We start from the raw sequence: 21496 nt of genomic DNA on the forward strand, positions 1-21496 counted from the left end.
GTGAGCGCAACGTTCCCCAACGGACCATCAGGCTACAACAAAGCGGTCAACCAGGGTTGCCATCGTTTCAGACTGCTGATCCAGCATCTGGCTGGCGCTGGCGGCGCTGGCTACCAGTCCGGCATTCTGCTGGGTCACTTGCTCCAGCTGGTTCAGCGCCTGGTGCACCTGGGAGACGCCGAGCGATTGTTCGCTGGCCGCACGGGCAATATCACTGACGAACACCAGCATCTGACTGGTATTTGTTTTTGCTGCCTGCAACGCGCGATCGGAAGCCTGCACCAGCGTCACGCCCTGCTGGATCTGTTCCATATTTTTGGTAACCAGTTCGCGGATCTGGTGCGCTTCGTTGGCGCAACGTTGCGACAGATTACGAACTTCGCTTGCCACCACCGCAAAGCCTTTGCCCATCTCACCGGCACGCGCCGCTTCGACGGCGGCATTCAGCGCCAGCAGGTTCGTCTGGAACGAGATTTCATCGATGGAACTGACAATGTTGGAGATCTGTTCGCTGGATACGCGGATCGCGCTCATGCTATGGCTGGCTTCACCTGCAACCCGACTCGCTTCCTGAACCTGTTTCTCCATCTCTTCGGTCAGTTTTTTCGCTTCGTTGGCGTTATCCGCCGTTTGATTCACGGCGGTGGCAATTTGCTCCATGCTGGCTGCAGTTTCTACCAGCGATGCGGCCTGCTCGTCCGTGCGGGAGGCCAGATCCTGATTACCGCCCGCAATCTCTGAACTGGCGCCGCGCAGCACATTCGCCCCGTGTTTAATTTCACTCACAATGTGCTGAATATTTTCGATGGCCTGGTTATATGCACGGTTAAGCAGTGAGAGTTCATCCGTGCCGGGAACCTCCAGCCGCTGGGTCAGATCGCCGTTCATCCCTTCAATGGTCGAAAGGGAAGTATGAAGCTGGCGATGAATGCTACTGGCGACCAGCAGGGCAAAAAATAGCGCAATAATCAGCGCGGCAACGCTTATCACCGCAAAAAACACAACACCATGCCAGGCTTTATCTGCAAGGGCTTGTGCCGTTTGCAGCAGCGAATTGGCGGAAGCGTCTTCCACTGCTTTCAGCACGGAAATGCGATCGGTCTGCGCTTTAAACCAGTCGGCTGGCGCAATACCGAAGCCACCCGTCGCGGCATGATCAAGCGCAACCTGGCGCAATTCCAGCGCATGCGTAGCCTGCGGAGTTTGCAACTGCGCGGCCAGTTTTTCGTTGACGCTGGCGGTACTGAAGGCACGGGTCGCAGCCAGCCAGGATTGTTGTTTTCCCACCACTTCATTGAGCTGGCGGAACTGCCCATCGTTAAAACGGTCGGCAGAGAAAACGTTCGACATCAGCGCGCGCTCCACGCCAGTCTGCTCTTTGGCGTTTAACACGCTGTAGTATGCGGCCAGCTGATTGACAATGTCGCCATTGTCGGTGAGTTGGCTGATACCGCCCACGACGTTGAGTAAGTCGCTGATAATCGCGCTATACCACCCTAACGACTCGGTACCGCTGACGCTCTGATTACGCACCTGCTGGCGAAAATCCTCCAGCCCTTGCTGGTGCTGACGGAACTGCTCCAGTGCACGACGAATATCATTATTGGCGTTTTGTTCCGGGAATTGTTTAAGGGCCGCGGTGAATTGCGCGATGGCCTGTGCAGAAAGCGGATATTGCGCTGACAATTCGCCGGAGAATTGCTGGCCTTTACTGCCTAAATAGCCGGCGCTAAGCCCACGCTCTTTTTGTAATTCCTGAATGACATTGCCGGCGTTTTTTGCCAGTTCCGTCAACGAGATAATCGTGCGCATCTGCTGGCCTGTTTCCACGCGCGACAGGATGCCGCTGGTGGCCAGCCAGATTAACGCAAACAATAACGGCAGCAGTGCTAACAGTAATTTTGCTTTCATCGAAAAACGGTAGATCCAACTCATAAATATGCCTCATGTTTGCGATTGCTCATATTTGTTATCGGAATACAGATTGGCGGCTTTATTTTAACGTCAGGCTTGTTGATATTTATCAATTCCGCTGATTTCTCCTACCACTTTAGAGGTATTATTGCTGGCGTAAATAAAGGCTTATTAAAAATAAGCCTTTAATGATTGATCATAATTATTAATGCATCAGCCCCTGAGGGAGGTATTGCCTTTAGCCCGCCGCCCATATTTCGGCATGCTTTTGCACCAGGCCAATCAGCGAGCCGCCATCAGCAACAAATTCGCGCATCAGTTGCGCCTCGCTTTTGCCGCGTTTTACGACCCTTGCCAGCTCATCCAGCGCACTTCCTGCGTTGAGCTTATCGGCCCAGGGGGCCAGCTTATCCAGCAGTTGCGCCAGTGAGTCAGCAATCGTGCACTGCTCGCCGGTATGCACATCTGTCAGCACCCCTTCCAGCCCATAACGGCAGGCCTGGAAACGGTTAAATTTATATAACAGATAATCCCGCTCCTGATGTTTAAACGGGCGCTCTGCCAGTAACCAGTGCGATAACGCCTGAATAAACCCGGCCACGTTAATGGCATGGGATAGGGTGAGAGGCGTGTCCATTACACGCACTTCAACGGTACCGAAATTGGGGCTGGGACGAATATCCCAGTGCAAATCTTTGATGCTTTCAATCATCGAGGTGTAGCTTAAACGACGAAATAACCCTTCAAACTCCTGCCAGTTTGCGACCCATGGCATTGGGCCGTTATCCGGGAACGAAGAAAAAATATTCAGCCGCGACGAGGCATAGCGGGTATCCGTACCCTGGTTGTAGGGTGAGGCAGCGCTCAGAGCAATAAAATGCGGCACGAATCGGGAGAGGCCGTGCAATAAATAGATCGCATCGTCGCCATTGGTGCAGCCAACATGCACATGCTGACCAAACACCGTGGCTTGCTGCATTAAATAGCCGAACGTCTCCAGCGTGCGGGAGTAACGTTCATCATGACAAATTTCCTGACGCTGCCATTTCTGAAACGGGTGCGTGCCGCCACCGCAGATTTGCACATGGTGCTGCGCGGCAGCCTGCAAAATAACATGCTGCATGGCGGAGAATTGATGCGCCGCCTGGTCAATGTTACGGCACACGCCGGTGGCGATTTCCAGCATACTTTCGGTAATGTCGTGCTTCACTTCTCCGGCGGAAACCTGACCTTCCACTGACGCAATCAGCCGCGAAGAGTCCTGGCTCAGGTCGTATCCCGGCGGGTTGACCACCTGGAGCTCCAGTTCAATACCGAGGGTAAAGGCGTCGGAAACATGAAAATCGGCAAGTGGCATAGCGGCCCCTTCTGCAATGTGTTTCCTCAAGTATGGAAGTGAAAAGGCGATCCTTCCTGCGCAGCACCTCCGGCTGCTTAAAATGTCAGCATAACTGCGCCAGTTGTTCGCGCAGCACTTCCACACCCGGTGCGATTGCCTCCGGATGAATAGCGTGAAAGCCCATCCGGAAAAAGTTATCTGGCGGGGCATCCTGTAGAAAATGGCGCGCGCCGGGTTCAATAAGAACGCCTGCGTGTGCGGCGCGCCAGGTGAGTTGCTGGGTGCTGATCTGCGCCGGGGTGCGGAGCCAGAATGCATTGGCATGCTCGCTACCCGGCATGGCTTCGCACTCCGGCAGGAAGGTGCGCAGTGCGTGATGCAGGCAGTCCCAGCGCCGGGCCGAGTCATCGTGGTAGCGGCGTAAATGGGTTTCGTAGTGTCCCTGGGCAAGAAAATGCGCCATCTGATATTGAATGTTGGTCGGTGGATGGCGATAAACCAGGCGGCGCAGGGCGCGTGCCTCATCAATAATTTCCGGCGCGGCGACCATATACCCAAGCCGCAGACCAGGCGACAGAGCTTTCGACAGGCTGCTGACGTAAATCACCCGCCCGCTGCGATCGCTGGCTTTTAATGCGGGCAACGGGTTTTGCATAAAGTTACTTTCCGAGTCGTAATCATCCTCAATGATCACCGCATCGTGGCGGGTGGCATAATCCAGCAGCTCTGTGCGGCGGGCTTTACTCATGGTCACCCCGGTCGGCACCTGGTGCCCCGGCGTGACATAGTAGTAGTCGCACGGTGTTTCATTGAGCACCAGTCCTTCGCTGTCCACCGGGTGCGGCACAATCTGCGTATCGCTTAATAAGAAGGTGTTAATCGCTTCGCGAAAGCTGGGGTTTTCTACGGCGACGCGGGTCGTGCGCGACATTAACAGGCGCGTCAGCAGATAAAGGGCATTTTGCGAGCCTAGCGTAATCAGGATCTCATCCGGTGCGGCGACAATTCCACGTTTGGGCAGTACGCGGGTGCGGATCTGCTCAATTAACATCGGTACATCCTGGTCAATATGATCAACCACCCATGCCGGATCGCGCACCCCGCCGTGCAGCCAGTTTGCCGCCGCGCGCCAGGTGGCAAGTGGGAATTGCTGGGTATAGGGCTGACCGTAAATAAACGGATAACGGTAATGCATCCAGCCTGCAGGTTTGAGGATGGATTCCTGCTGACTGGGGGTAATTTTCAGGCGATTGCTCCAGTGTGGTGCAAGGCTCTCGCATTCGGGTGCAGGCTGCCCGTTCGTTTGCCCGCAACTGTAGTAATCCGGGTGCAGGTAGTAACCACTGCGTGGGCGGCTCACCAGGTAGCCTTCATTGACCAGGCTCTCAAAAACCAGCGCGGTGGTATTACGTGACACATTGAGCTGGCTGGCAAGCTGACGGCACGAAGGCAGCGGCGTATCGGCCGGGAAAATCCCACTCAGAATGGCGTTGATTAAGGATTCGCGCACCTGTTCCTGCAATCCACGCTGGCCGTCAAAGTTTACATTCAATAAATGGCGAATCATGCCGTACTCCTCTTTCAGCAGTGCTTTACTGGGTGGAGCAAAATCCATACCAGCTTCCTGGTAACTGACACATCCTTTTGCAACAACTGGCTCTATTCACAACAGCGTAAGCCTCCCTATTGTAAAAACGCAGTCACAAAAACCGGACGACTTATTAGTTTCGGCATATATCTTGCAACGCTTCCAGCACACCCCGGATATACCGGTCTGGCACATTAAATAAGGGTGGAAAGATGAAAAAAGTATTCGGCAAATATTGCCTTGCAGCCATGATGACGCTGGCATTTTCTTTACACGCAGTGGCCGCTGATCTTCCTGAAATCGAAAAATCCGGCACGCTGAAAGTGGCGACGGAAGATGATTATGCGCCGTTTAACTTTATGAATAACGGCCAGACAGACGGGTTTAATAAAGACATGCTCGACGAATTACGCAAATATGCGAAATTCAATATTAACCAGAGTATTTTACCGTGGACGGGCTTACTCGCGGCGGTCTCTACCGGCCAATATGATATGGCATTAACCGGGGCGGTTATCACCGATGAGCGCCTCAATGTATTTAATTTCACTCCCCCCTGGGCCTCGGCGCAGCACTATTTTGTTAAACGTGCAGACGATAAAACATTAAATACCATTGCCGACCTGAGCGGTAAAAAAGTGGGCGTACAGGCGGGCAGTGCTCTTCTGGCGCGTTTGCCGGAGCTGAAAGCGATGCTGGAGAAAGTCGGCGGCAAGCTTGGCCCGGTAGTTGAGTATCAATCCTACCCGGAAGCCTATGCCGACCTGGCGAACAAACGCGTTGATTATGTGATTAACGTGGTGATTTCAGTTAACGATTTAGTGAAAGCGAAGCCGAAAGTGTTCGCTAAAGGACTGGCGGTGTCTGGCCCGGGTTATATGGCGTGGCCGATTTCGAAAAGCTCGCCGGAACTGCTGAAATTTATGACCGGGTTTATGAACCACATGACGGAAACCGGCAAGCTGGCGGAGTTGCAGAAAAAATGGTTTGGCGAAACCTACGACCTGCCAAAAGAGCCGATCACCAGTGCCGATCAGTTTCATAAGTTAGCGGGCATTTAAGGGCAACGCGGCGGGCAACCGCCGCCTGTTTTAACAGGAGGGAACATGGACTTAATTTCATGGCAATTGTTGATTGAAGGCGCATGGACGACCCTCTGGATCTCGGGTGTGGCCATTGCATTCGGGGTGGTTATCGGCCTGATCATTGCTTTCATTCGCATGATGAAGGTCCCGTTTGTTGATCAGTTTCTGGTGGTTTACATCAGCCTGGCGCGCGCCACGCCGTTGGTCACGCTGGTGCTGTTCCTGTTTTTATCCCTGCCAACGCTGGGCATCAATCTGGATAAGACGCTGGCGGCTATCGTGGCCCTGACGCTCAATACCTCGGCGTTTAATGCGGAAATCTGGCGCAACGCCTTTCGCAATTTCCCCCGCGAACAGCGGGAGGCGGCGGAGTCGGTGGGAATGCGGCGCTGGACCTACTTCCGGCAAATTATGCTGCCGCAAATGTGGATAGAGAGCCTGCCTGCGCTGGTCAACGAGATGTCTTTTTTGATCAAAGGCAGCCCGGCAATTGCGGTAATCGGTGTGGTGGATCTGACGCGTGTCACCAACCGTATTTCATCGGTAACGTATGAACCGCTGTCGCCGATCCTTGCCGCCGGGCTGTTGTATGTCTTGATTATCGGCCTGCTATTGAAGTTGCAGGGCATGGCGGAACGTAAAGCGAAGCGCCTGGCGCGATAAAAAGGCGGAGGAGTTATGAATCAATGGGGAATTATCTGGGCGGCGCGAGAGAGTTTTTTTAACGGGCTGCTGTCGACGCTTGAACTGTTTATTACTGCCGCCGTGGTGGGGTTACTTATTGGCGTGGTGCTGTGTTATGTCATGGAATGTCAAAACCGGGTGGCCCATCGACTGATTATCGCTTTTATAAGCCTGATGCGCGCTCTGCCATTTTTGATCCTGGCGTATCTGCTTTATTACGGGCTGCCGCAAATAGGGATCAGTATGGACGCCTGGACGGCAGGGTTATTCGCGCTGGTGATTTATCATGGCGCCTATTTCTTCGAAATATTACGCAGCCAGAGAAGGCTCTTTTCGGCGGGCTATATTGAGGCGGCAGTGTCTCAGGGTTTCTCACGTTATAAAATATTCCGCCGTATTGTATTGCCAAATATTTTTTCATCTGCGTTGCCCTTGCTGGGTAATCAACTCATTATTTGCCTGAAAGACACTGCCTTTCTGTGCATTATTACCGTGCAAGAGATCACCGCCGCCGCTAATAGCGTGCAATCCACTTACTTTATTCCGTTTAATGCCTTTATTGTCGCTATTGCGCTCTATTGGGGGATCAGCATTCTGCTGGAGTTGCTGATTAAGCGGTTAAGTCATTACGGCGCTAAAAGAGGAATGACCCATGCCTGAATCAACGGCGGTAAGTATCAAAAACGTGTCCAAACAGTTTGATAATGTCGAAGTACTGCGCGATATCAACCTGACGGTAGAAAAGGGCACCGTGGTGAGCATTCTTGGTTCCTCAGGATCCGGGAAGTCAACACTGTTGCGCTGTATGAACTGGCTGGAGCAGCCGGATCGCGGGGAAGTGCGCATCAGCGGTCAGCGTATTGGCGTGGATGAAAAGACCGGTAAAGCGATGTCGCACAAAGATCTCTCCCACATTCGTGAACGAGTGGGGATGGTGTTCCAGAGTTTTAACTTGTGGCCACATTTGACGGTGCTGGAAAATGTGACCGAAGCGCTGGTGCATGTGAAAGGCATGAAACGCGAGACCGCCAACGAGGTGGCGCGCCGTCAGCTGGAAAAAGTCGGCATGAGTCACAAGCAGGATGTCTACCCGATTACCCTCTCCGGTGGGCAAAAACAGCGCGTGGCGATTGCCCGTTCGCTGGCCATGTCGCCAGAAGTGATCCTGTTCGATGAACCGACTTCCGCACTCGATCCCGAACTGGTGAATGAGGTGCTGGGGGTGATGAAAGATCTTGCCGCGGAAGGCTATACCATGGTGGTGGTCACGCACGAGATGGATTTTGCCCGCCAGGTGTCAGATGAGGTGGTGTTTCTGGAGAAAGGCTTGCTGATTGAAAAAGCCCCACCGGAAAAGTTTTTCACCGATCCGGATTCGGACCGGGTGCGTAAGTTTTTACAGTCCAGCCGCTAAACTGTTTCCGGATACCGCAGCCCGCCCACCTGTGATGTGAACGGGCTGCTATCGCGAGGGATCAGTGAAATCTGCGCTCCCGGTTTTGCAATTTACTCATAATGAATTTTATCCGCTCTCCTTCACTCATAAAGGCGGCATTTAGTCCATTTCGTTGTAATTGACAGATATGCTCTTTCGTGAGGCCGACATCGTTAACCGCGCGTTCATACTCTGAACGGAGGGTAATGCCTTCCACAAAGGGATCATCCGTGTTCAGTGTGGCCAGAATGCCATGTTCCAGAAAGGTTTTTACCGGATGCTGGCTCAGATGCTGGACAGTGTTCGTTTGCAGGTTTGAGGTCAGGCAGCATTCAACCACAATGCCCCAGTTCGCCAGATATTCCAGTAACCACGGATCGTTTACTGCCTGTACGCCGTGGCCGATTCGCTCCGCGCCCAGCAGCTTTATCGCATCCCGGATGCTTTCAGGCCCGGCAGCTTCGCCTGCATGTACCGTCACGCGGAACCCTTTTTCGCGGGCTTTGGCAAAGTGTTCGGTAAATAAACGGCAGGGATAGTTGAGTTCATCTCCCGCCAAATCCACCCCAACGATGTCGTCTTTGTAGGCTAACAGTGCGTTCAGTTCTGCCATACAGGTGTCTGGCCCCCAGGTGCGGCTTAAAATGCCGATAAGGTTGATGCCAATCGGGAATTCAGCCATTCCTTCACGCACACCATCAATTACCGAACGCACAACACCTTCCAACGGTAAATCAAACGCTTTCGCCATGTAATAGGGGGAAAAACGCAGTTCTGCGTAATCCAGACCTTCAGCGAAAGCGCTGTAAACATTTTGCCTGGCGACAAACTGACAGGCCTCCAGCGATCCTAATACGCTGACGCCAATATCCAGTTTCGCCAGGAAGGAGAGCAGATCCGGTTGAAAATTTGTAACTTGTACATGAGGACGAAGTTTTTCCGGTTCGTAAGAGGGGAGGTCTACGCCATATTTTTGTGCCAGCATAATGATCGTGTTGATGTCGATATTGCCATCAAGATGCCGATGCAGATCCACTAAGGGGAATTTTTTAAGCAACATCCGAATGCCTTTATGAATTATCGTTGTGCAACAAAAGTGGCAGAGTTAACTCTGCCACCTGTGGGTTAACTAGCGAATAAAAGTAATGACATAATTACCAAGATGCCCACCAAGATAGACACCGACTACGCCCATGACGCCGGGTAAATACGGAGGTGCCGGAATGGGTAATTTTATAAGCGTAAAAAGTGTTCCCACAATGATACCGGCGAGAGTGGCCAGTAATACATCCATACTTACTCCTTAACTAGCTGTGCACGAATCGTTTGATAGTACTCATCATCAATAATGAATTTCCGCATAAGCCATGCGACCAACAAATGGAATACACCAGGAATCAGCGTCATCATTAATGATATGGCGGCCAGGGAAGTATCTGGTTGTACACTGTCCGGTGTGTAATTGGCGTAACTCAAAATATAACCTACAAGGCCGCCTGCCAGACCCATTCCTAACTTCTGGAAGAATAAAATCCCGCCAAAAGCCAGCCCGGAAACACGCTCTTTATTTTTAACTTCACCGTAGTCTACGGCTTCAGCAATTGAAGCCCAGTACACCGGCAATTGCATATCAGCCAGGAAAGTAATAATGAAATAGAAGATAAATGCCAGAACCAGAGCATCTCTTCCAACGACCATAAACATAACGGCGCTAAAAATAAATGTCGCCGCCTGTGAAATTCTGAACATGGTCAGTTTATTCATCCGCTTAGCGGCAAAATTTGCGCCGAACATCGACAGAATCGATGCGACAACGCCCGTGGTTAAAAACAGTGGGATGAGCGCGTCACCGCCATTCAGATAGTATTTTGCGTAATAAGCTGCTACCGCACTGCGCACGGAGCCGCCCAGCATAATTACCAGAATAACGATACCGAGTATCATCCACTGATCATTTCTCAGCAGGGAGCGAAACTGCTGTGATAAAGGAATGCGACTGGGTGTGTGAGTGATCCTTTCTTTGATAGTGAAAAAACAGTAAAAACACAACAGTGTGCCTAAGGCACCCATTGCGGCCATCGCAATTTGATAGCCGCTGGCCAGATTTCCCTCTCCCAATTTAGCTGCTGCAAACGGTACGATAATCGATACGAGGAACATGCCGATTTTCGTCATTACAAAACGATAGGTGTTGGCGCTAAGCCTTTCGCGACTGTCATCGGTGATTACGCCGATAACAGAGACGTAAGGAATGGCAATAAATGTATATGCCAGTGTCAGTAGAATATAAGTAGCATAAGCCCAGATCAGTTTGCCGAGGTAGCTGAAATCAGGGGTAATAAACATCAACAAGATAGTGATGCCGAAGGGGATGGCGAATATTAACAGATACGGGCGATAACGCCCCCAGCGGCTACTGGTCTTGTCAGTGATCATACCAATGAGCGGATCGATAATCGCATCCAGCACTCTTACCGTCAGCAGCAATAAACCCACATCCGCTGCTTTCAGTTTAAAAATATCCGTATAGAAATAGGCGACGATCAACTGCATTGACATCATGACAATGGAAATTGCCATGTCACCGGCACCAAACCCAATTTTTTCTCGAATGGTGAGTTTCATAAGAACCTCGGTGGCAAGAACGTGGGTACATTCGTACCCACGGTTCAGGTTTAGTTATGTCAGAAGGAGTAAGTTACGCCGGTACGGTACAGAGCCTGGCGGTTGCTGGATGTTTTATCCGGCCCTTTTTCATCAGCAATACTGAAGTAAGGGAACCATGAGCCCCACTGGTAACCCACACGCGCAGTGACGCGGTAGTTTTTGTTGCCATTATTCCAGGTCAGGTACTCGTTATCGTTGTAAGTCACGTTCAACTGGTACTGGAAGTTTGTCCCTTCCGGACGGTAATCCAGCCACCAGTCGTAACGGATGTTATTACGATCGGTATTGCCATAGGATTTTGACTTCGCGGTTGCTCTATCCATGTCATAACGGAAGCGGAAAGAGGTGCGCCACACTTTGCTAAAGTTATATCCCGCTGTTACGCCATATTCATAGGTGCTCCAGTATTCGCTGGAATCAAGCCAGAACATCGGTTCCAGCCAGAATTTTTTATCTTCCAGCGGGTTAAAACGATACATGACAGAGAAACCATGACCATTATTATTGAACTGCGAAGGATCCCAGGTATTTTTGGAGCCTTCTTTTGAGTTGTAGCGCAGTTCGCCAATCATGCCGAAACCGTTTTTGAAGAACATACCCATTTGCACACGGTCATTAAAGTTATGTGATTTGGCATAATATTCATTCTGCCAGTTAATGTACCCGTGTGGCATTTCGGCATGTACCAGTGGCGCCATCAGAACAAAAGATGGTAATAAGCAGAGGTGTTTAATTTTCATGATAAATATCCTTAATTATGCTGTGCTGTCAGAAATAGAAATGACGCTGCCTTATGCTTTGTTTATTTCTGACAAAGCTAATCTGCAAAAAATGTAATCATCATTTTTCTGTAGTAAAGCTCTAAGCGAGTGATATACATTCTCAATTTTATTCCGGGTATCTGTTCTCCTTCGCCACTGATTTTATATTTAGATGCCTGCAATATAATTATTGGAGGTATTTACCGTGTTTCTGAATTAAACCTAACAAAAGGCTGGTGTAGACCAAAGTGGTTTTGTCTTGATCTGTGATGGTGATCATGTTAAAGGCTTGACTTATTTTAATTTTATGCATATCGGATTGAAAACAAACGATTATTTGAAATAGAGTGTGATCCGGGTTACATTTCATTACGAATGCAATTGTGATGCTTTCATCGGGATAGTATTTATTGGTGTAGACCAGAAGGGCAAACAAAAATGAAAAATGAAAAACTCAGCGAGAACTTGAACCTGGAAGGACAAAGTAAGTACAAGCAGATCATAGACATAATGATAGAAAAAATTGTTTCCGGGCAGTGGGCGGCTGAATTTGTCATCCCCTCGGAACGTGAGCTGGCAGAAGGATTTGGCGTCAATCGCATCACCGTCAGAAAAGCGATTGCCCATCTTAAGCAGCGTGGCTATCTGCACAGTGCGGCGAAACAAGGCAACTACGTTTTACCACCCCGAAGCCATGATTCTCATCTGCTTTACAGCTTTAGCGATGATATCAAGCGTAACGGCGGTAAACCCGGGCAAACGGTACTTGAATTTAGCTATGTGCCCGTCAGCGAAGTCACCAGGACAAACCTGCAGATGCCGTTAACCATGCAAACAGTATTAAAAATTAAAAGGATAAGATTCTCTGACACTACCCCGATGGGCATTCAGACCTCTTATCTGAAACTGAAGCCAGAGCAGAAAATAGACAGGCAGGAATTGGAAGACCGGGGTTCTCTTTATCATTTGCTTGAAGAGAAATATGGCATCGAAATGGTAGAAGCCTATGAGTCCATTGGCGCGCGACTACCTTCTGCAGCCGAAAGACAACATCTTGAAATTGGCAGCGATGAAGTGGTGCTGACCACCTCGCGCATAACCTATGCCAGTGACAGGAAACCCATTGAATATGTGGAAACGATTTATCCGACCAGTCGTTACGTTTACCAACTGAAGGTGAGTAAGGACACGTTTGAATATTAAAGGAGAGTTGTAATGTGTCAAATCAGACAGAAATACGATGATAAAGTTTTAGGTGCACTCGCATGTGCGGGCATGGGCGATGCGCTTGGCGCGGCGACTGAGCTTTACAGTATTGACGAGATCCTCGAACGTTATCACGGCTTTATTGCTGATTTTCAGACGCCGCCAAATGATACATTCGCCGGTTCCCTGGGGGGCATTGCCGGATTGATTACCGATGATGCAAGCCAGATGTATGTCTTTGCAGAGGGATTGATCAAGACGGGGAAAGCGCATTTCGATACCAGTGCCTGGACAGAGTGCCTGCTGCGCTGGGCATCGATGGAGCCTTATGCAAACTATAAGGGACCGACGACTGAGCAGGTCGTGAAGGCGCTAAAAGAAGGGAAACCGACTAACACAATCGGTCTTATCGGAACCTCTTCCCGCCAGGCGCCAAATGTAGGCACCACCAATGGCGCAGCCATGCGCGTTGCGCCAGCCGGGCTGGTATGGCCGGGCCAACCCGAAAAAGCTTGCGAACTGGCATTCGCAACCTGTTTACCGTCTCACGATACCAACATTGCGATTGCCAGCGCGTGTGCAATCGCTACGGGGGTTTCCACCGCGATGCTTGCCGATGCGACAGTCGAGAAGATTATTGCCAGTACGCTTCGCGGGGCTGAATACGGTGAGGAGCTGGCAGCGCAGCGTTGTAGGGTTGTTGCAGGGCCGAAAATCGGTAAGCGTTTGAAGCTGGCGCTGGATATTGCCCAGAGTAATAGTCGCCTTGAAACCTTCTTGCGAGAACTGGAAGGGTACGTTGGTAACTCCGTTAACGCGCATGAATCTGTCCCCTCGGCGATTGCGATATTCGCCTTCTGCCAGGGCGCACCGTGGCAAACCATCCATGCGGCGGCGAATGCGGGAAATGATACTGACAGTATTGCCACGATGGCAGGTGCGATGGCAGGCGCATATAAAGGTTTTGCCGCATTGCCATCCGATAAATATCAATTTTTCTATCAGGTGAATAAAAAAGATTTTGATGTGGAACGTATTGCTCAGGAATTAAGCGCCCTCTGCTAACCTGGAGGAGTCATCAAAATGAGTACGGCAAAAGAACGGGATACGGCATCGGCAATTATGCCGCTGTCGGCAACCCGAGAAGAAGTTTCAGCAATCACACATTACATAAAGCATCATAATATTAATGATGCGAGAAGCCAGGCTGCGGCTTTTATTAATGTGCAAAGTGTGCGTCAGGTATTGCTGGTCGGATCGGGTGACTCCTATGCTCTGGCATTATTATATGCAGCCATGATAAATAGCATAACGTTACTTCCGGCGCGGGCAATCCAGTCCTATGAGTTTATTAGTGAAAAAACGGAATATTTAGACAGTTCCTGGTTAGTTGTCGTTTTGAGTGCAAGTGGCCGGGCATCACCCGTGCTTGATGCCTTAATTAAGGCTCAGCATACACGTGCCCAGGTACTGGGAATAACGAATAATACAGGAAGTTTATTTGCTACTCAGGCTCAGAAATTGCTGGTTACGCAGGCGACAAAAAAGGGGATGCCTACCCAGAGTACCTTTGCTATGGCGCTATTTCTTGATGCAATAATCGTCATTTTGCATCCGGAATATGCCAAAAGGTACAAGCCACAATTTCATAAGCTTTATCTTTACGCGAAATATTTGCCAGATGTCTCCCGTCTCTCGCGTGGGGAAGAGTTGATGCAATACCTGTTTAGTAAACGGGTGACGCTTTTAGGGAGCGGTGGAAATCTGGGGCTGGCGACATTGTTATCAAACCTGCTGTGGTGTGGACCGCAACTTACCAACCAGGTTTTACCTCTGGAGGAATTTGAGCATGCGCTACGCCTTAACCAATGCGGAGAACAGGATCTTGTCATTCTGTTTGATTGTACCGGAAGTCAGGGGGCTCTTGCTTATCATGTAAAACAGCAATTACGGAAAAAGAATGCCACAGTAATTCAGATTAATAACAGATTATTGAGTTTTGTGTTTAGTGGTAATTTTAAGATTTTTTCAAGTAATGATGATTGTCATTATTACGCAATGCTTGCCATCTTTAGCTTGATTATCTCTGCTACGGAAAAATATCTGTCATGTGGGGGAGAGCGGATCTCGCAGGAGTAAATAAAATGAAAACCTTTGATGTTGTTGCGGTTGGCAGTGGAACCGTAGATCTTATTTTTCGTGTACCCCGACTTCCTGGTAATGACGATAAAGTCGTTGGAAAAAAAGTTGCTGAGCTTATCGGTGGCACAGTCGCTAACTCTGCCTGTGTCATGGGACGTTTGGGATTACGTGTGACCTCATTATCAACTGCCGGTGATGATTATTATGCACAGGAAATCATTAATGATTTCCATAAAAATGGTGTTGATACGCGTTTTATTCTCCGCAAAACCGGCATCGCTGCCAATATGGCGATAATTTTCCTGGATGACTCAGGTGAAAAGGCACTGGTGTATGCGCCGAATGATGAAACAGAAACGTGTATGGTTCAGGCTCCGCAGGCGATTGACTGCAGCCGACTCGTTTATATCATGCCAGGACAACTCGACAAATTCCGTACACTTGCGAGGTATGCGAAAGAAAAAAATACCAAAGTTGTCATTGATGTAGAGTCGCATATTAAAAACAGTCAGCAGAATATTAAAGAAATATTATCTCTGTCTGATGTCGCGATTTTTAACAAGGAGGGCTTTCGCACCAGCCTGCAACAGGAGCCTGATGGCGACTTTTTACGCCAGCTGGTTGCAGAGCACGATCTGGATGCGCTGGTCGTCACCTGTGGTGGCGAAGGGGTTATCGCCTGTGACAGACAGGGGGTGGCTGTACACCCGGGCTATCGTGTACCTGTCGTCGACACCACCGGGGCCGGAGATACCTTCAATGGTGCTTTCATTTATTGCTATCTGAATAATCAACCGCTCGCCGACTCTTTGGGTTTCGCCAGCGCTGCGGCGGCAATTAACATCTCTCATTACGGTGCCAGAGGAAAATTATCTTCCGTGGAGGATGTCATCCAGTTCCAAAAACAATATCAATAACTTTGGGGGTAATTATGAAAAAGCTAACATTAGCTCATTGTGTTGCATTAGCCATGGCGTTCACCGCGCTTAATGCTTCTGCCGCAGGATCGGAATTGCGTTTTTTAAATGAATATTCAATTCCAACATCAACCAGTTATCAGAATGCGAAATTTGGTGGCTTATCCGGGATTGCTTATGATGCAGGTAAGCAAGTCTATTATTCGATTTCGGATGCGCGTAACACGACGGCGGAAGGCGTAGCGAGATTTTATACACTCAAAATCAACACCAATACTAAAGGTATTAAGCGCGTCGATATCCTCGACATGAAAGCGCTGAACGATGAAGCCGGAAATGCTTTTAAAGAACAAACGGTCGATGGAGAAGGGTTAGCGCTGACACCAGACAGAAAAAGCCTTCTCTGGACATCTGAACTGGGTAGCCCGCTTCGTTTGTCTTCTCTCGATGGCAAAATGAAGACGGATTACGCAGATAAGATTCCCGCTTCCTATAATGCAGGCGGCGACCTGAAAAAAGCGCCGGAGGGTTTACGTAACGGTGCCACGTTTGAAGGAGCCAGCGTAACGCCAAGCGGCAAATACCTTTATGTCGCGGCGGAAAGCGCGCTCAAGCAGGACGGTGCAATTAGCACCACGGTAAACTCATCACCGGTACGTATTCTTAAGTTTGCTCTGCAGCCTGATGAACGCGTAGGCGAGTTGCTGGCTGAATTTATTTATAACGTTGATCCTATCCCCAAAGTCACGAAGCACGGTGTTAGCGATAACGGACTTTCTGAAATTCTCGCTATCAGTGATGATAAATTAATTGTGACTGAACGTGCCGGGCGAAACGCGAGTGAAGGGTTTAATGAGTTTGATTTTACTATCAGAACTTATCTTTCCGACCTTTCGCAAGCCAGCAATATCAAAGGTCAAAAAAGTATTACGGAAATCGAGAAGAAAAACTTGCTGCAACCTGCCACTAAAAAATTGTTGATTGATTTTGATGACTACACCAAAGCACCTGATTGTATTGAGGCGATGACGTTTGGTCCGTTAGTGAAGGGGAAGAAGTCCTTAATCTTTGTTTCTGATAATAACTTCCAGCCTTATCAATCCACCAAGTTCTTTATGTTTGTGGATGACAACGGGGTGCTGAATTAAATACGTTGCTGATTGCAGGAGGCAACATGCTATTTTTACGCAATTTATTATTGTCACTCATCATACCGTTTCTGCTGACTCTGTCAGTGCAGGCCAGTACGCCTGAAAATACAGGTTCGTTGCAGCTGACAATTTTGCATACCAACGATCATCATGGTGCGTATTGGCAAGACAAATCCGGCAATAATGGATTGGCTAACCGCTATGCGATGATTGAACGTATTCGCAAAGACGTGGCCGCGCAGGGAGGCGCGGTTTTATTACTCGATGCCGGTGACGTCAATACCGGCACGCCGGAATCAGATCTGTTGCTCGCTGAGCCCGATTTTAAGGCAATGGCGACGATCGGTTACGATGCAATGACGTTGGGGAATCATGAGTTCGATAATTCTCTTGATATTCTACGTCGCCAGCAGGAATGGGCCGGATTTCCTTTTCTTTCCGCCAATATTTACGATATCAAGACGCAACATCGCGCTTTTACGCCTTATTCAATCATCAAGAAAAAAGGATTGAAAATTGGCGTGTTCGGTTTGACCAGTGTGGATACCAAAGTCGTTGGCAGTAAAACGGTGTTGGCTAATCTGGATTTCAGATCGCAGGTCGATGAGGCGCGCAACGTATTAGCGGAGATGGCCAAAGAGAAGCCGGATGTCGTGATTGCACTGACGCACCTGGGGTATTACTACGACGGTCATCACGGTTCCAGCGCGCCGGGCGATGTTGAGCTGGCGCGAGCGCTTCCTGCTGGTCGCGTTGATATGATTATTGGCGGGCATACTCACACTGCTGTCTGCATGGGCGAAAAGGCGCTAAATAAAGAGTGGAGTAAGCAGGGAGCCTGCCAACCGGATCGCCAGAATGGCATCTGGATTATGCAGGCGCTGGAGAGTGGGCGTTACCTCGGCAGAGCGGATTTTACCTGGCATGACGGCAAACTGACGTTAAACCGGTATCAACTGTTACCTGTAGTCGCGTCTGATGAGGTGAAAACGGCAGAGGTTCAGGCAGTTTTCACCGTGCTGGAAAGCTATAAAAAACACATTGATGCGCAATTAAACGTGCCGGTTGGCGTATTCACTCAGGCTTTCGAAGGTGAACGTGAGAGTGTGCGTTCACGTCAGACCAACATGGGTGAGTTAATTATCGCCGCTCAAATGGACAAAACCCAGGCGGACTTCGGCATCATCAGCAGCGGAAGTATTCGCAGCGGCATCGGTGCCGGGCCGGTATCCTATCGTGATGTGCTAAAAGTTCAGCCGTTTGGTAACTCGGTGACCTATGTGTCGCTAACCGGTAAGGAGATTGTGGATTATCTCAATGTGGTGGCATTTAAAACACCCGGTTCGGGAGCGTATGCCCAGTTCCATAACATCAGTTTCGACCGGCAGGACAATACCGTTACCCATGTGCTTATTAACGGTAAGCCGCTGGAAATGGATAAAACCTACCGGATGAGTCTTCCAAGTTATAACGCAACAGGAGGCGATGGCTATCCGGAGTTAAGCCAGCATAAGGGTTATGTGAATACCGGATATATCGACGCTGAGGTATTGAAGTCTTATATCGCGCGTAAATATCCGTTATAAATTGTACGATTTCTCGTTATACATTAACGGCCACCGGATGTTGCGGTGGCCATATTATTTATCCGCGACTATTTGGTGCGCTGCGGGATCATATGCACAGGTCGCTGTCTGACGATGTTGCCGTAACGATAATCTCGGATAACCGCATCAGGATCGTTCCAGATTTCTTCATCCACTTCTTCCAGGTCAATTTCCAGACCAAACTCACCTTTTTGCACATGTTTAACCTGAAAAACGGTATAAGCAGGATAAAGCACTTCTGCCTGTTTAATATGCGTCAGTTGTGTAATATTGCGCCCACTGGTTCCAACCACATTTAAAATTGCCGTGTCGGAATGAAAACCTGAGCCAAAACGCTGGCGCATAATGAATTCTGCGGCAACGCCCTTAGCCGCGCTGGTTGAGAAAAAGGTTTTTGTTGTGACGTAATCACCCGGTTTCCATGCTCTGCGTTTGCCATCTTTCCCGGTCGTAACGGTCATACTTCGCGTTACCGGTACACCCGATGTTTCATAGGTAAACCCTTTCTCGATAAAGGCACCGCGATAGGTCTTCCCTTTGTGAGAGGGCAGGCGGGATAACGCATTAATTAATTCAACCCCTTGCCCCATATGGTAACCCTGTGCTTTTTCTTGTTCGTTCAGCTCCCTGAACCCCAGGGTGATGGTATGAAAAGGGAGCGACTCTTTACTGTAAAGGTTGATGATATCGCGCTCCGCCTGTGTCAATTTTTTTACCCCGCCACTGGCAACGGACGCAGAATGTAAACGCTGGTGCCAGGACTTCGCCAGATCGCTGACGGAATTTGCGAACGGGTTAACACGCTGGTCGCTTAAAATTTTATTGCCTGGGCTGTTTTGATCGTTACTCCAGAACTGGCGTTTTTTGAAGGCCTTGTCATACACCGGATCGCTGCCAGAGCGAAGGTTGTATTGAGGGCGGCGCTGCTTTGCTATTTGCGAACGTAGCATTGAGGATATTGGCCATGGCTCGATACCAACATCATCGACAAAAGCATCTGGATGCTCTTTGATATAACGGAGCAGTTTTTTTGCGCCGACATCGGTGGCGTTCACATACCGTTGCAGTGTCAACGGCCCAACGGCTTGCCGAATCGCGAGAGCCAAATCGGAAGGGTCCAGCTTTGACGTCGACGGTGTTCTTTTTATTTTTTCTCGGGTTGTTGCATCCTCCTGAGCGCGTAAACTTTCCAGATAGAGATAAAGAGTCTCTCCACGCGAAAGAATATTTTTAAACCGCTTATGGAGTTCGGGAAGGGAACCCGTCAGTAAAGTCGATGTGAGCGTGACATCACCCTGCGGCGTGAGTGCCCGGTTTATTTTCCCCAGAATGGCTTCGATACTGAACATGATCCGGCCCCCTTAATTAGCCCCTTTAATAAGCATGATGGCCTCCTGAATCCGTGCCAGAAACCGGATTAGAGAATCAGAATTCTCATGAATATTTCCCCGCATGCGGCCCGATAGCCTTTCCGTATGACGCTATAGCAATCTCGTAACGGCCCTGCCGTGGCGCCTGCAGTACCCTGAACGCCGTATTCATTCTGAAATGAGAGGTGAGGGGTGTCTGAATTGTCTTATGTGTCAGGTGAGCGTCACTCGGCGTGGTCAACCTACCTTGCACAGGTTGAGCGTGTGCTGCCGCTACTGGGTGAATTGAGTCACTGGGCGGATACGTTGCGTCACCCCCGGCGGGCGTTAATTGTCGATATTCCGCTGGAAATGGATGACGGCAGCGTGCGTCATTTTGAAGGTTACCGGGTACAGCACAACCTGTCACGCGGGCCGGGTAAGGGCGGGGTGCGTTTTCACCCGGATGTGACGCTGGAAGAGGTCATGGCGTTGTCGGCGTGGATGACCATTAAATGCGCGGCGCTGAATCTGCCGTTTGGCGGTGCGAAAGGGGGCGTGCGTGTCGATCCTGCGGCGTTATCACGCAAGGAGCTGGAGCGCCTGACCCGGCGTTATACCAGCGAAATTGGCATATTTATCGGTCCACAGCAGGATATCCCGGCGCCGGATGTCGGCACCAATGCGCAAATTATGGCGTGGATGATGGATACCTGGTCTATGAACGTGGGCGCACCGTCAACCGGCGTGGTGACGGGCAAACCGGTGCACCTCGGCGGCTCGCTCGGCAGGGTAAAAGCCACCGGGCGGGGTGTGTATATAACCGGATGCCGTACCGCGCAAACGCTGGGTATCGACGTGGCGCAAAGCCGTGTGGCAGTACAGGGGTTTGGCAATGTCGGCAGTGTGAGTGCTGAGTTGTTCCACCAGCATGGCGCGCGCGTGGTGGCGGTACAGGATCAGTTTTCCACCCTCTATCACCCTGACGGGATTGATATTCCGGCGTTACTTAACTGGCAGCAACAGCACGGTCGGATCAGGGGTTTCCCGGGTGCGGATACTATCGCCGATGCGGTTTTCTGGTCGCTGGAGTATGAGATCTTAATCCCGGCGGCGCTGGAGGGGCAGATCACCGCCGAACGCGCGGCCGGGCTGAGTTGCAAGCTGGTGCTGGAAGGGGCAAACGGGCCAACGTTGCCGGAAGCGGATGATGTGTTGCAGCAACGCGGCATTGTGGTGGTGCCGGATGTGATTGCCAATGCGGGCGGTGTGACAGTGAGTTACTTTGAGTGGGTACAGGACTTTTCCAGCTTCTTCTGGAGTGAAGAGGAGATCAATAACCGGCTGGACACCATTATGCAAAGTGCGCTGGATACGGTGTGGAATAAATCGCAGACGCTGGGGGTGACGTTGCGCACCGCGGCCTATGCGCTTGCCTGCGAGCGTATTTTGCTGGCCCGCAAAGACAGAGGGTTGTATCCGTAGGCTGGATAAGCGTTAGCGCTATTCGGGTATTTTTGTATGGCGATACTGATTTTATTTTTGCCAAAGACGCTGGAGCGGCGGGCCGGGGGGGATAAGGGGGGGCTCCCCTTATCCCGTTCATCGCATGAAGGGTTGAAATACTCACTGTACCATTCGTGAACGGAAT

The 21496-nt window shown here is 50.1% G+C and carries 19 protein-coding genes; 11 read left to right on the forward strand and 8 right to left on the reverse strand.

The annotated features are described in order from the left end of the window. Positions 1-27: 27 nt before the first annotated feature. From ACUY4S_RS06845 to pdxR, 3 genes are all read right to left on the reverse strand, one after another. Entirely contained in the window at positions 28-1935 is a 1908-nt protein-coding gene (locus ACUY4S_RS06845; RefSeq protein WP_312692307.1) for a methyl-accepting chemotaxis protein, read from the reverse strand. A 217-nt stretch (positions 1936-2152) separates the two neighbouring features. Further along, on the reverse strand, positions 2153-3271 hold the full coding sequence (locus ACUY4S_RS06850; protein ID WP_312692305.1) for a YbdK family carboxylate-amine ligase: 1119 nt from the start codon (positions 3269-3271) through the stop codon (positions 2153-2155). Between the two features lie 85 nt (positions 3272-3356). Beyond that, a complete protein-coding gene (gene pdxR / locus ACUY4S_RS06855; RefSeq protein WP_458023380.1) occupies positions 3357-4820 on the reverse strand; it encodes a MocR-like pyridoxine biosynthesis transcription factor PdxR in 1464 nt (487 codons plus the stop codon). Between the two features lie 233 nt (positions 4821-5053). Here pdxR and ACUY4S_RS06860 point away from each other — a divergent pair, with 233 nt between their 5' ends. Genes ACUY4S_RS06860 through ACUY4S_RS06875 form a run of 4 tightly spaced genes read left to right on the forward strand, consistent with a single transcriptional unit; the run spans position 5054 to position 8024 of the window. After that, positions 5054-5902 (forward strand): transporter substrate-binding domain-containing protein, encoded by an 849-nt coding sequence (locus ACUY4S_RS06860; protein ID WP_312692303.1) that lies wholly within the window; start codon positions 5054-5056, stop codon positions 5900-5902. Positions 5903-5947: 45 nt separating this feature from the next. After that, positions 5948-6589, forward strand: coding sequence for an amino acid ABC transporter permease (locus ACUY4S_RS06865; RefSeq protein ID WP_458023378.1), 642 nt, complete (start codon positions 5948-5950; stop codon positions 6587-6589). 15 nt (positions 6590-6604) lie between these two features. Continuing rightward, positions 6605-7270 (forward strand): amino acid ABC transporter permease, encoded by a 666-nt coding sequence (locus ACUY4S_RS06870; RefSeq protein ID WP_458023377.1) that lies wholly within the window; start codon positions 6605-6607, stop codon positions 7268-7270. Continuing rightward, positions 7263-8024, forward strand: coding sequence for an amino acid ABC transporter ATP-binding protein (locus ACUY4S_RS06875; RefSeq protein ID WP_312692297.1), 762 nt, complete (start codon positions 7263-7265; stop codon positions 8022-8024). Before ACUY4S_RS06870 ends, ACUY4S_RS06875 begins: the two co-directional genes overlap by 8 nt. A gap of 61 nt (positions 8025-8085) precedes the next feature. Here ACUY4S_RS06875 and add read toward each other — a convergent pair whose 3' ends face one another. From add to ACUY4S_RS06895, 4 genes are all read right to left on the reverse strand, one after another. Then, a complete protein-coding gene (gene add / locus ACUY4S_RS06880) occupies positions 8086-9105 on the reverse strand; it encodes an adenosine deaminase (RefSeq protein WP_312692295.1) in 1020 nt (339 codons plus the stop codon). A gap of 69 nt (positions 9106-9174) precedes the next feature. Further along, positions 9175-9339, reverse strand: a complete 165-nt coding sequence (locus ACUY4S_RS06885) for a XapX domain-containing protein (RefSeq protein WP_312692293.1) — start codon at positions 9337-9339, stop codon at positions 9175-9177. Positions 9340-9341: 2 nt separating this feature from the next. Next, on the reverse strand, positions 9342-10670 hold the full coding sequence (locus ACUY4S_RS06890) for an MFS transporter (protein WP_312692290.1): 1329 nt from the start codon (positions 10668-10670) through the stop codon (positions 9342-9344). Positions 10671-10729: 59 nt separating this feature from the next. Further along, positions 10730-11452, reverse strand: a complete 723-nt coding sequence (locus ACUY4S_RS06895; protein ID WP_312692288.1) for an oligogalacturonate-specific porin KdgM family protein — start codon at positions 11450-11452, stop codon at positions 10730-10732. Between the two features lie 459 nt (positions 11453-11911). Between ACUY4S_RS06895 and ACUY4S_RS06900 the strand changes: the two genes are divergently transcribed. The 6 genes from ACUY4S_RS06900 to ushA are packed head-to-tail and all read left to right on the forward strand — an operon-like array spanning position 11912 to position 18475. Further along, a complete protein-coding gene (locus ACUY4S_RS06900) occupies positions 11912-12676 on the forward strand; it encodes a GntR family transcriptional regulator (RefSeq protein WP_312692286.1) in 765 nt (254 codons plus the stop codon). A gap of 12 nt (positions 12677-12688) precedes the next feature. Next, positions 12689-13744, forward strand: coding sequence for an ADP-ribosylglycohydrolase family protein (locus ACUY4S_RS06905; protein ID WP_458023376.1), 1056 nt, complete (start codon positions 12689-12691; stop codon positions 13742-13744). An 18-nt stretch (positions 13745-13762) separates the two neighbouring features. Beyond that, entirely contained in the window at positions 13763-14818 is a 1056-nt protein-coding gene (locus ACUY4S_RS06910; protein WP_312692283.1) for an SIS domain-containing protein, read from the forward strand. 5 nt (positions 14819-14823) lie between these two features. Then, on the forward strand, positions 14824-15738 hold the full coding sequence (locus ACUY4S_RS06915) for a carbohydrate kinase family protein (RefSeq protein ID WP_312692280.1): 915 nt from the start codon (positions 14824-14826) through the stop codon (positions 15736-15738). 14 nt (positions 15739-15752) lie between these two features. Further along, positions 15753-16886, forward strand: coding sequence for an esterase-like activity of phytase family protein (locus tag ACUY4S_RS06920; RefSeq protein WP_458023375.1), 1134 nt, complete (start codon positions 15753-15755; stop codon positions 16884-16886). 26 nt (positions 16887-16912) lie between these two features. Beyond that, positions 16913-18475 carry a bifunctional UDP-sugar hydrolase/5'-nucleotidase UshA gene (gene ushA / locus ACUY4S_RS06925; RefSeq protein WP_458023374.1) on the forward strand — a complete coding sequence of 521 codons (1563 nt, stop codon included), beginning with the start codon at positions 16913-16915 and terminating at the stop codon, positions 18473-18475. Positions 18476-18543: 68 nt separating this feature from the next. Here the strand turns inward: ushA and ACUY4S_RS06930 are convergent, their stop codons facing one another. Continuing rightward, on the reverse strand, positions 18544-19845 hold the full coding sequence (locus ACUY4S_RS06930; protein WP_312692274.1) for an ADP-ribosyltransferase domain-containing protein: 1302 nt from the start codon (positions 19843-19845) through the stop codon (positions 18544-18546). Between the two features lie 213 nt (positions 19846-20058). Here ACUY4S_RS06930 and ACUY4S_RS06935 point away from each other — a divergent pair, with 213 nt between their 5' ends. Continuing rightward, positions 20059-21330 carry a Glu/Leu/Phe/Val family dehydrogenase gene (locus ACUY4S_RS06935; protein WP_312692272.1) on the forward strand — a complete coding sequence of 424 codons (1272 nt, stop codon included), beginning with the start codon at positions 20059-20061 and terminating at the stop codon, positions 21328-21330. Positions 21331-21496: the final 166 nt, after the last annotated feature.

It is taken from the genome of Kosakonia beeri, from assembly GCF_054165705.1.

Coding starts and splice junctions, on each gene's coding strand:
- ACUY4S_RS06845 (WP_312692307.1), bottom strand. CDS start 1,935: ATGAGTTGGATCTACCGTTTTTCGATGAAAGCAAAATTACTGTTAGCA.
- ACUY4S_RS06850 (WP_312692305.1), bottom strand. CDS start 3,271: ATGCCACTTGCCGATTTTCATGTTTCCGACGCCTTTACCCTCGGTATT.
- pdxR (WP_458023380.1), bottom strand. CDS start 4,820: ATGATTCGCCATTTATTGAATGTAAACTTTGACGGCCAGCGTGGATTG.
- ACUY4S_RS06860 (WP_312692303.1), top strand. CDS start 5,054: ATGAAAAAAGTATTCGGCAAATATTGCCTTGCAGCCATGATGACGCTG.
- ACUY4S_RS06865 (WP_458023378.1), top strand. CDS start 5,948: ATGGACTTAATTTCATGGCAATTGTTGATTGAAGGCGCATGGACGACC.
- ACUY4S_RS06870 (WP_458023377.1), top strand. CDS start 6,605: ATGAATCAATGGGGAATTATCTGGGCGGCGCGAGAGAGTTTTTTTAAC.
- ACUY4S_RS06875 (WP_312692297.1), top strand. CDS start 7,263: ATGCCTGAATCAACGGCGGTAAGTATCAAAAACGTGTCCAAACAGTTT.
- add (WP_312692295.1), bottom strand. CDS start 9,105: ATGTTGCTTAAAAAATTCCCCTTAGTGGATCTGCATCGGCATCTTGAT.
- ACUY4S_RS06885 (WP_312692293.1), bottom strand. CDS start 9,339: ATGGATGTATTACTGGCCACTCTCGCCGGTATCATTGTGGGAACACTT.
- ACUY4S_RS06890 (WP_312692290.1), bottom strand. CDS start 10,670: ATGAAACTCACCATTCGAGAAAAAATTGGGTTTGGTGCCGGTGACATG.
- ACUY4S_RS06895 (WP_312692288.1), bottom strand. CDS start 11,452: ATGAAAATTAAACACCTCTGCTTATTACCATCTTTTGTTCTGATGGCG.
- ACUY4S_RS06900 (WP_312692286.1), top strand. CDS start 11,912: ATGAAAAATGAAAAACTCAGCGAGAACTTGAACCTGGAAGGACAAAGT.
- ACUY4S_RS06905 (WP_458023376.1), top strand. CDS start 12,689: ATGTGTCAAATCAGACAGAAATACGATGATAAAGTTTTAGGTGCACTC.
- ACUY4S_RS06910 (WP_312692283.1), top strand. CDS start 13,763: ATGAGTACGGCAAAAGAACGGGATACGGCATCGGCAATTATGCCGCTG.
- ACUY4S_RS06915 (WP_312692280.1), top strand. CDS start 14,824: ATGAAAACCTTTGATGTTGTTGCGGTTGGCAGTGGAACCGTAGATCTT.
- ACUY4S_RS06920 (WP_458023375.1), top strand. CDS start 15,753: ATGAAAAAGCTAACATTAGCTCATTGTGTTGCATTAGCCATGGCGTTC.
- ushA (WP_458023374.1), top strand. CDS start 16,913: ATGCTATTTTTACGCAATTTATTATTGTCACTCATCATACCGTTTCTG.
- ACUY4S_RS06930 (WP_312692274.1), bottom strand. CDS start 19,845: ATGTTCAGTATCGAAGCCATTCTGGGGAAAATAAACCGGGCACTCACG.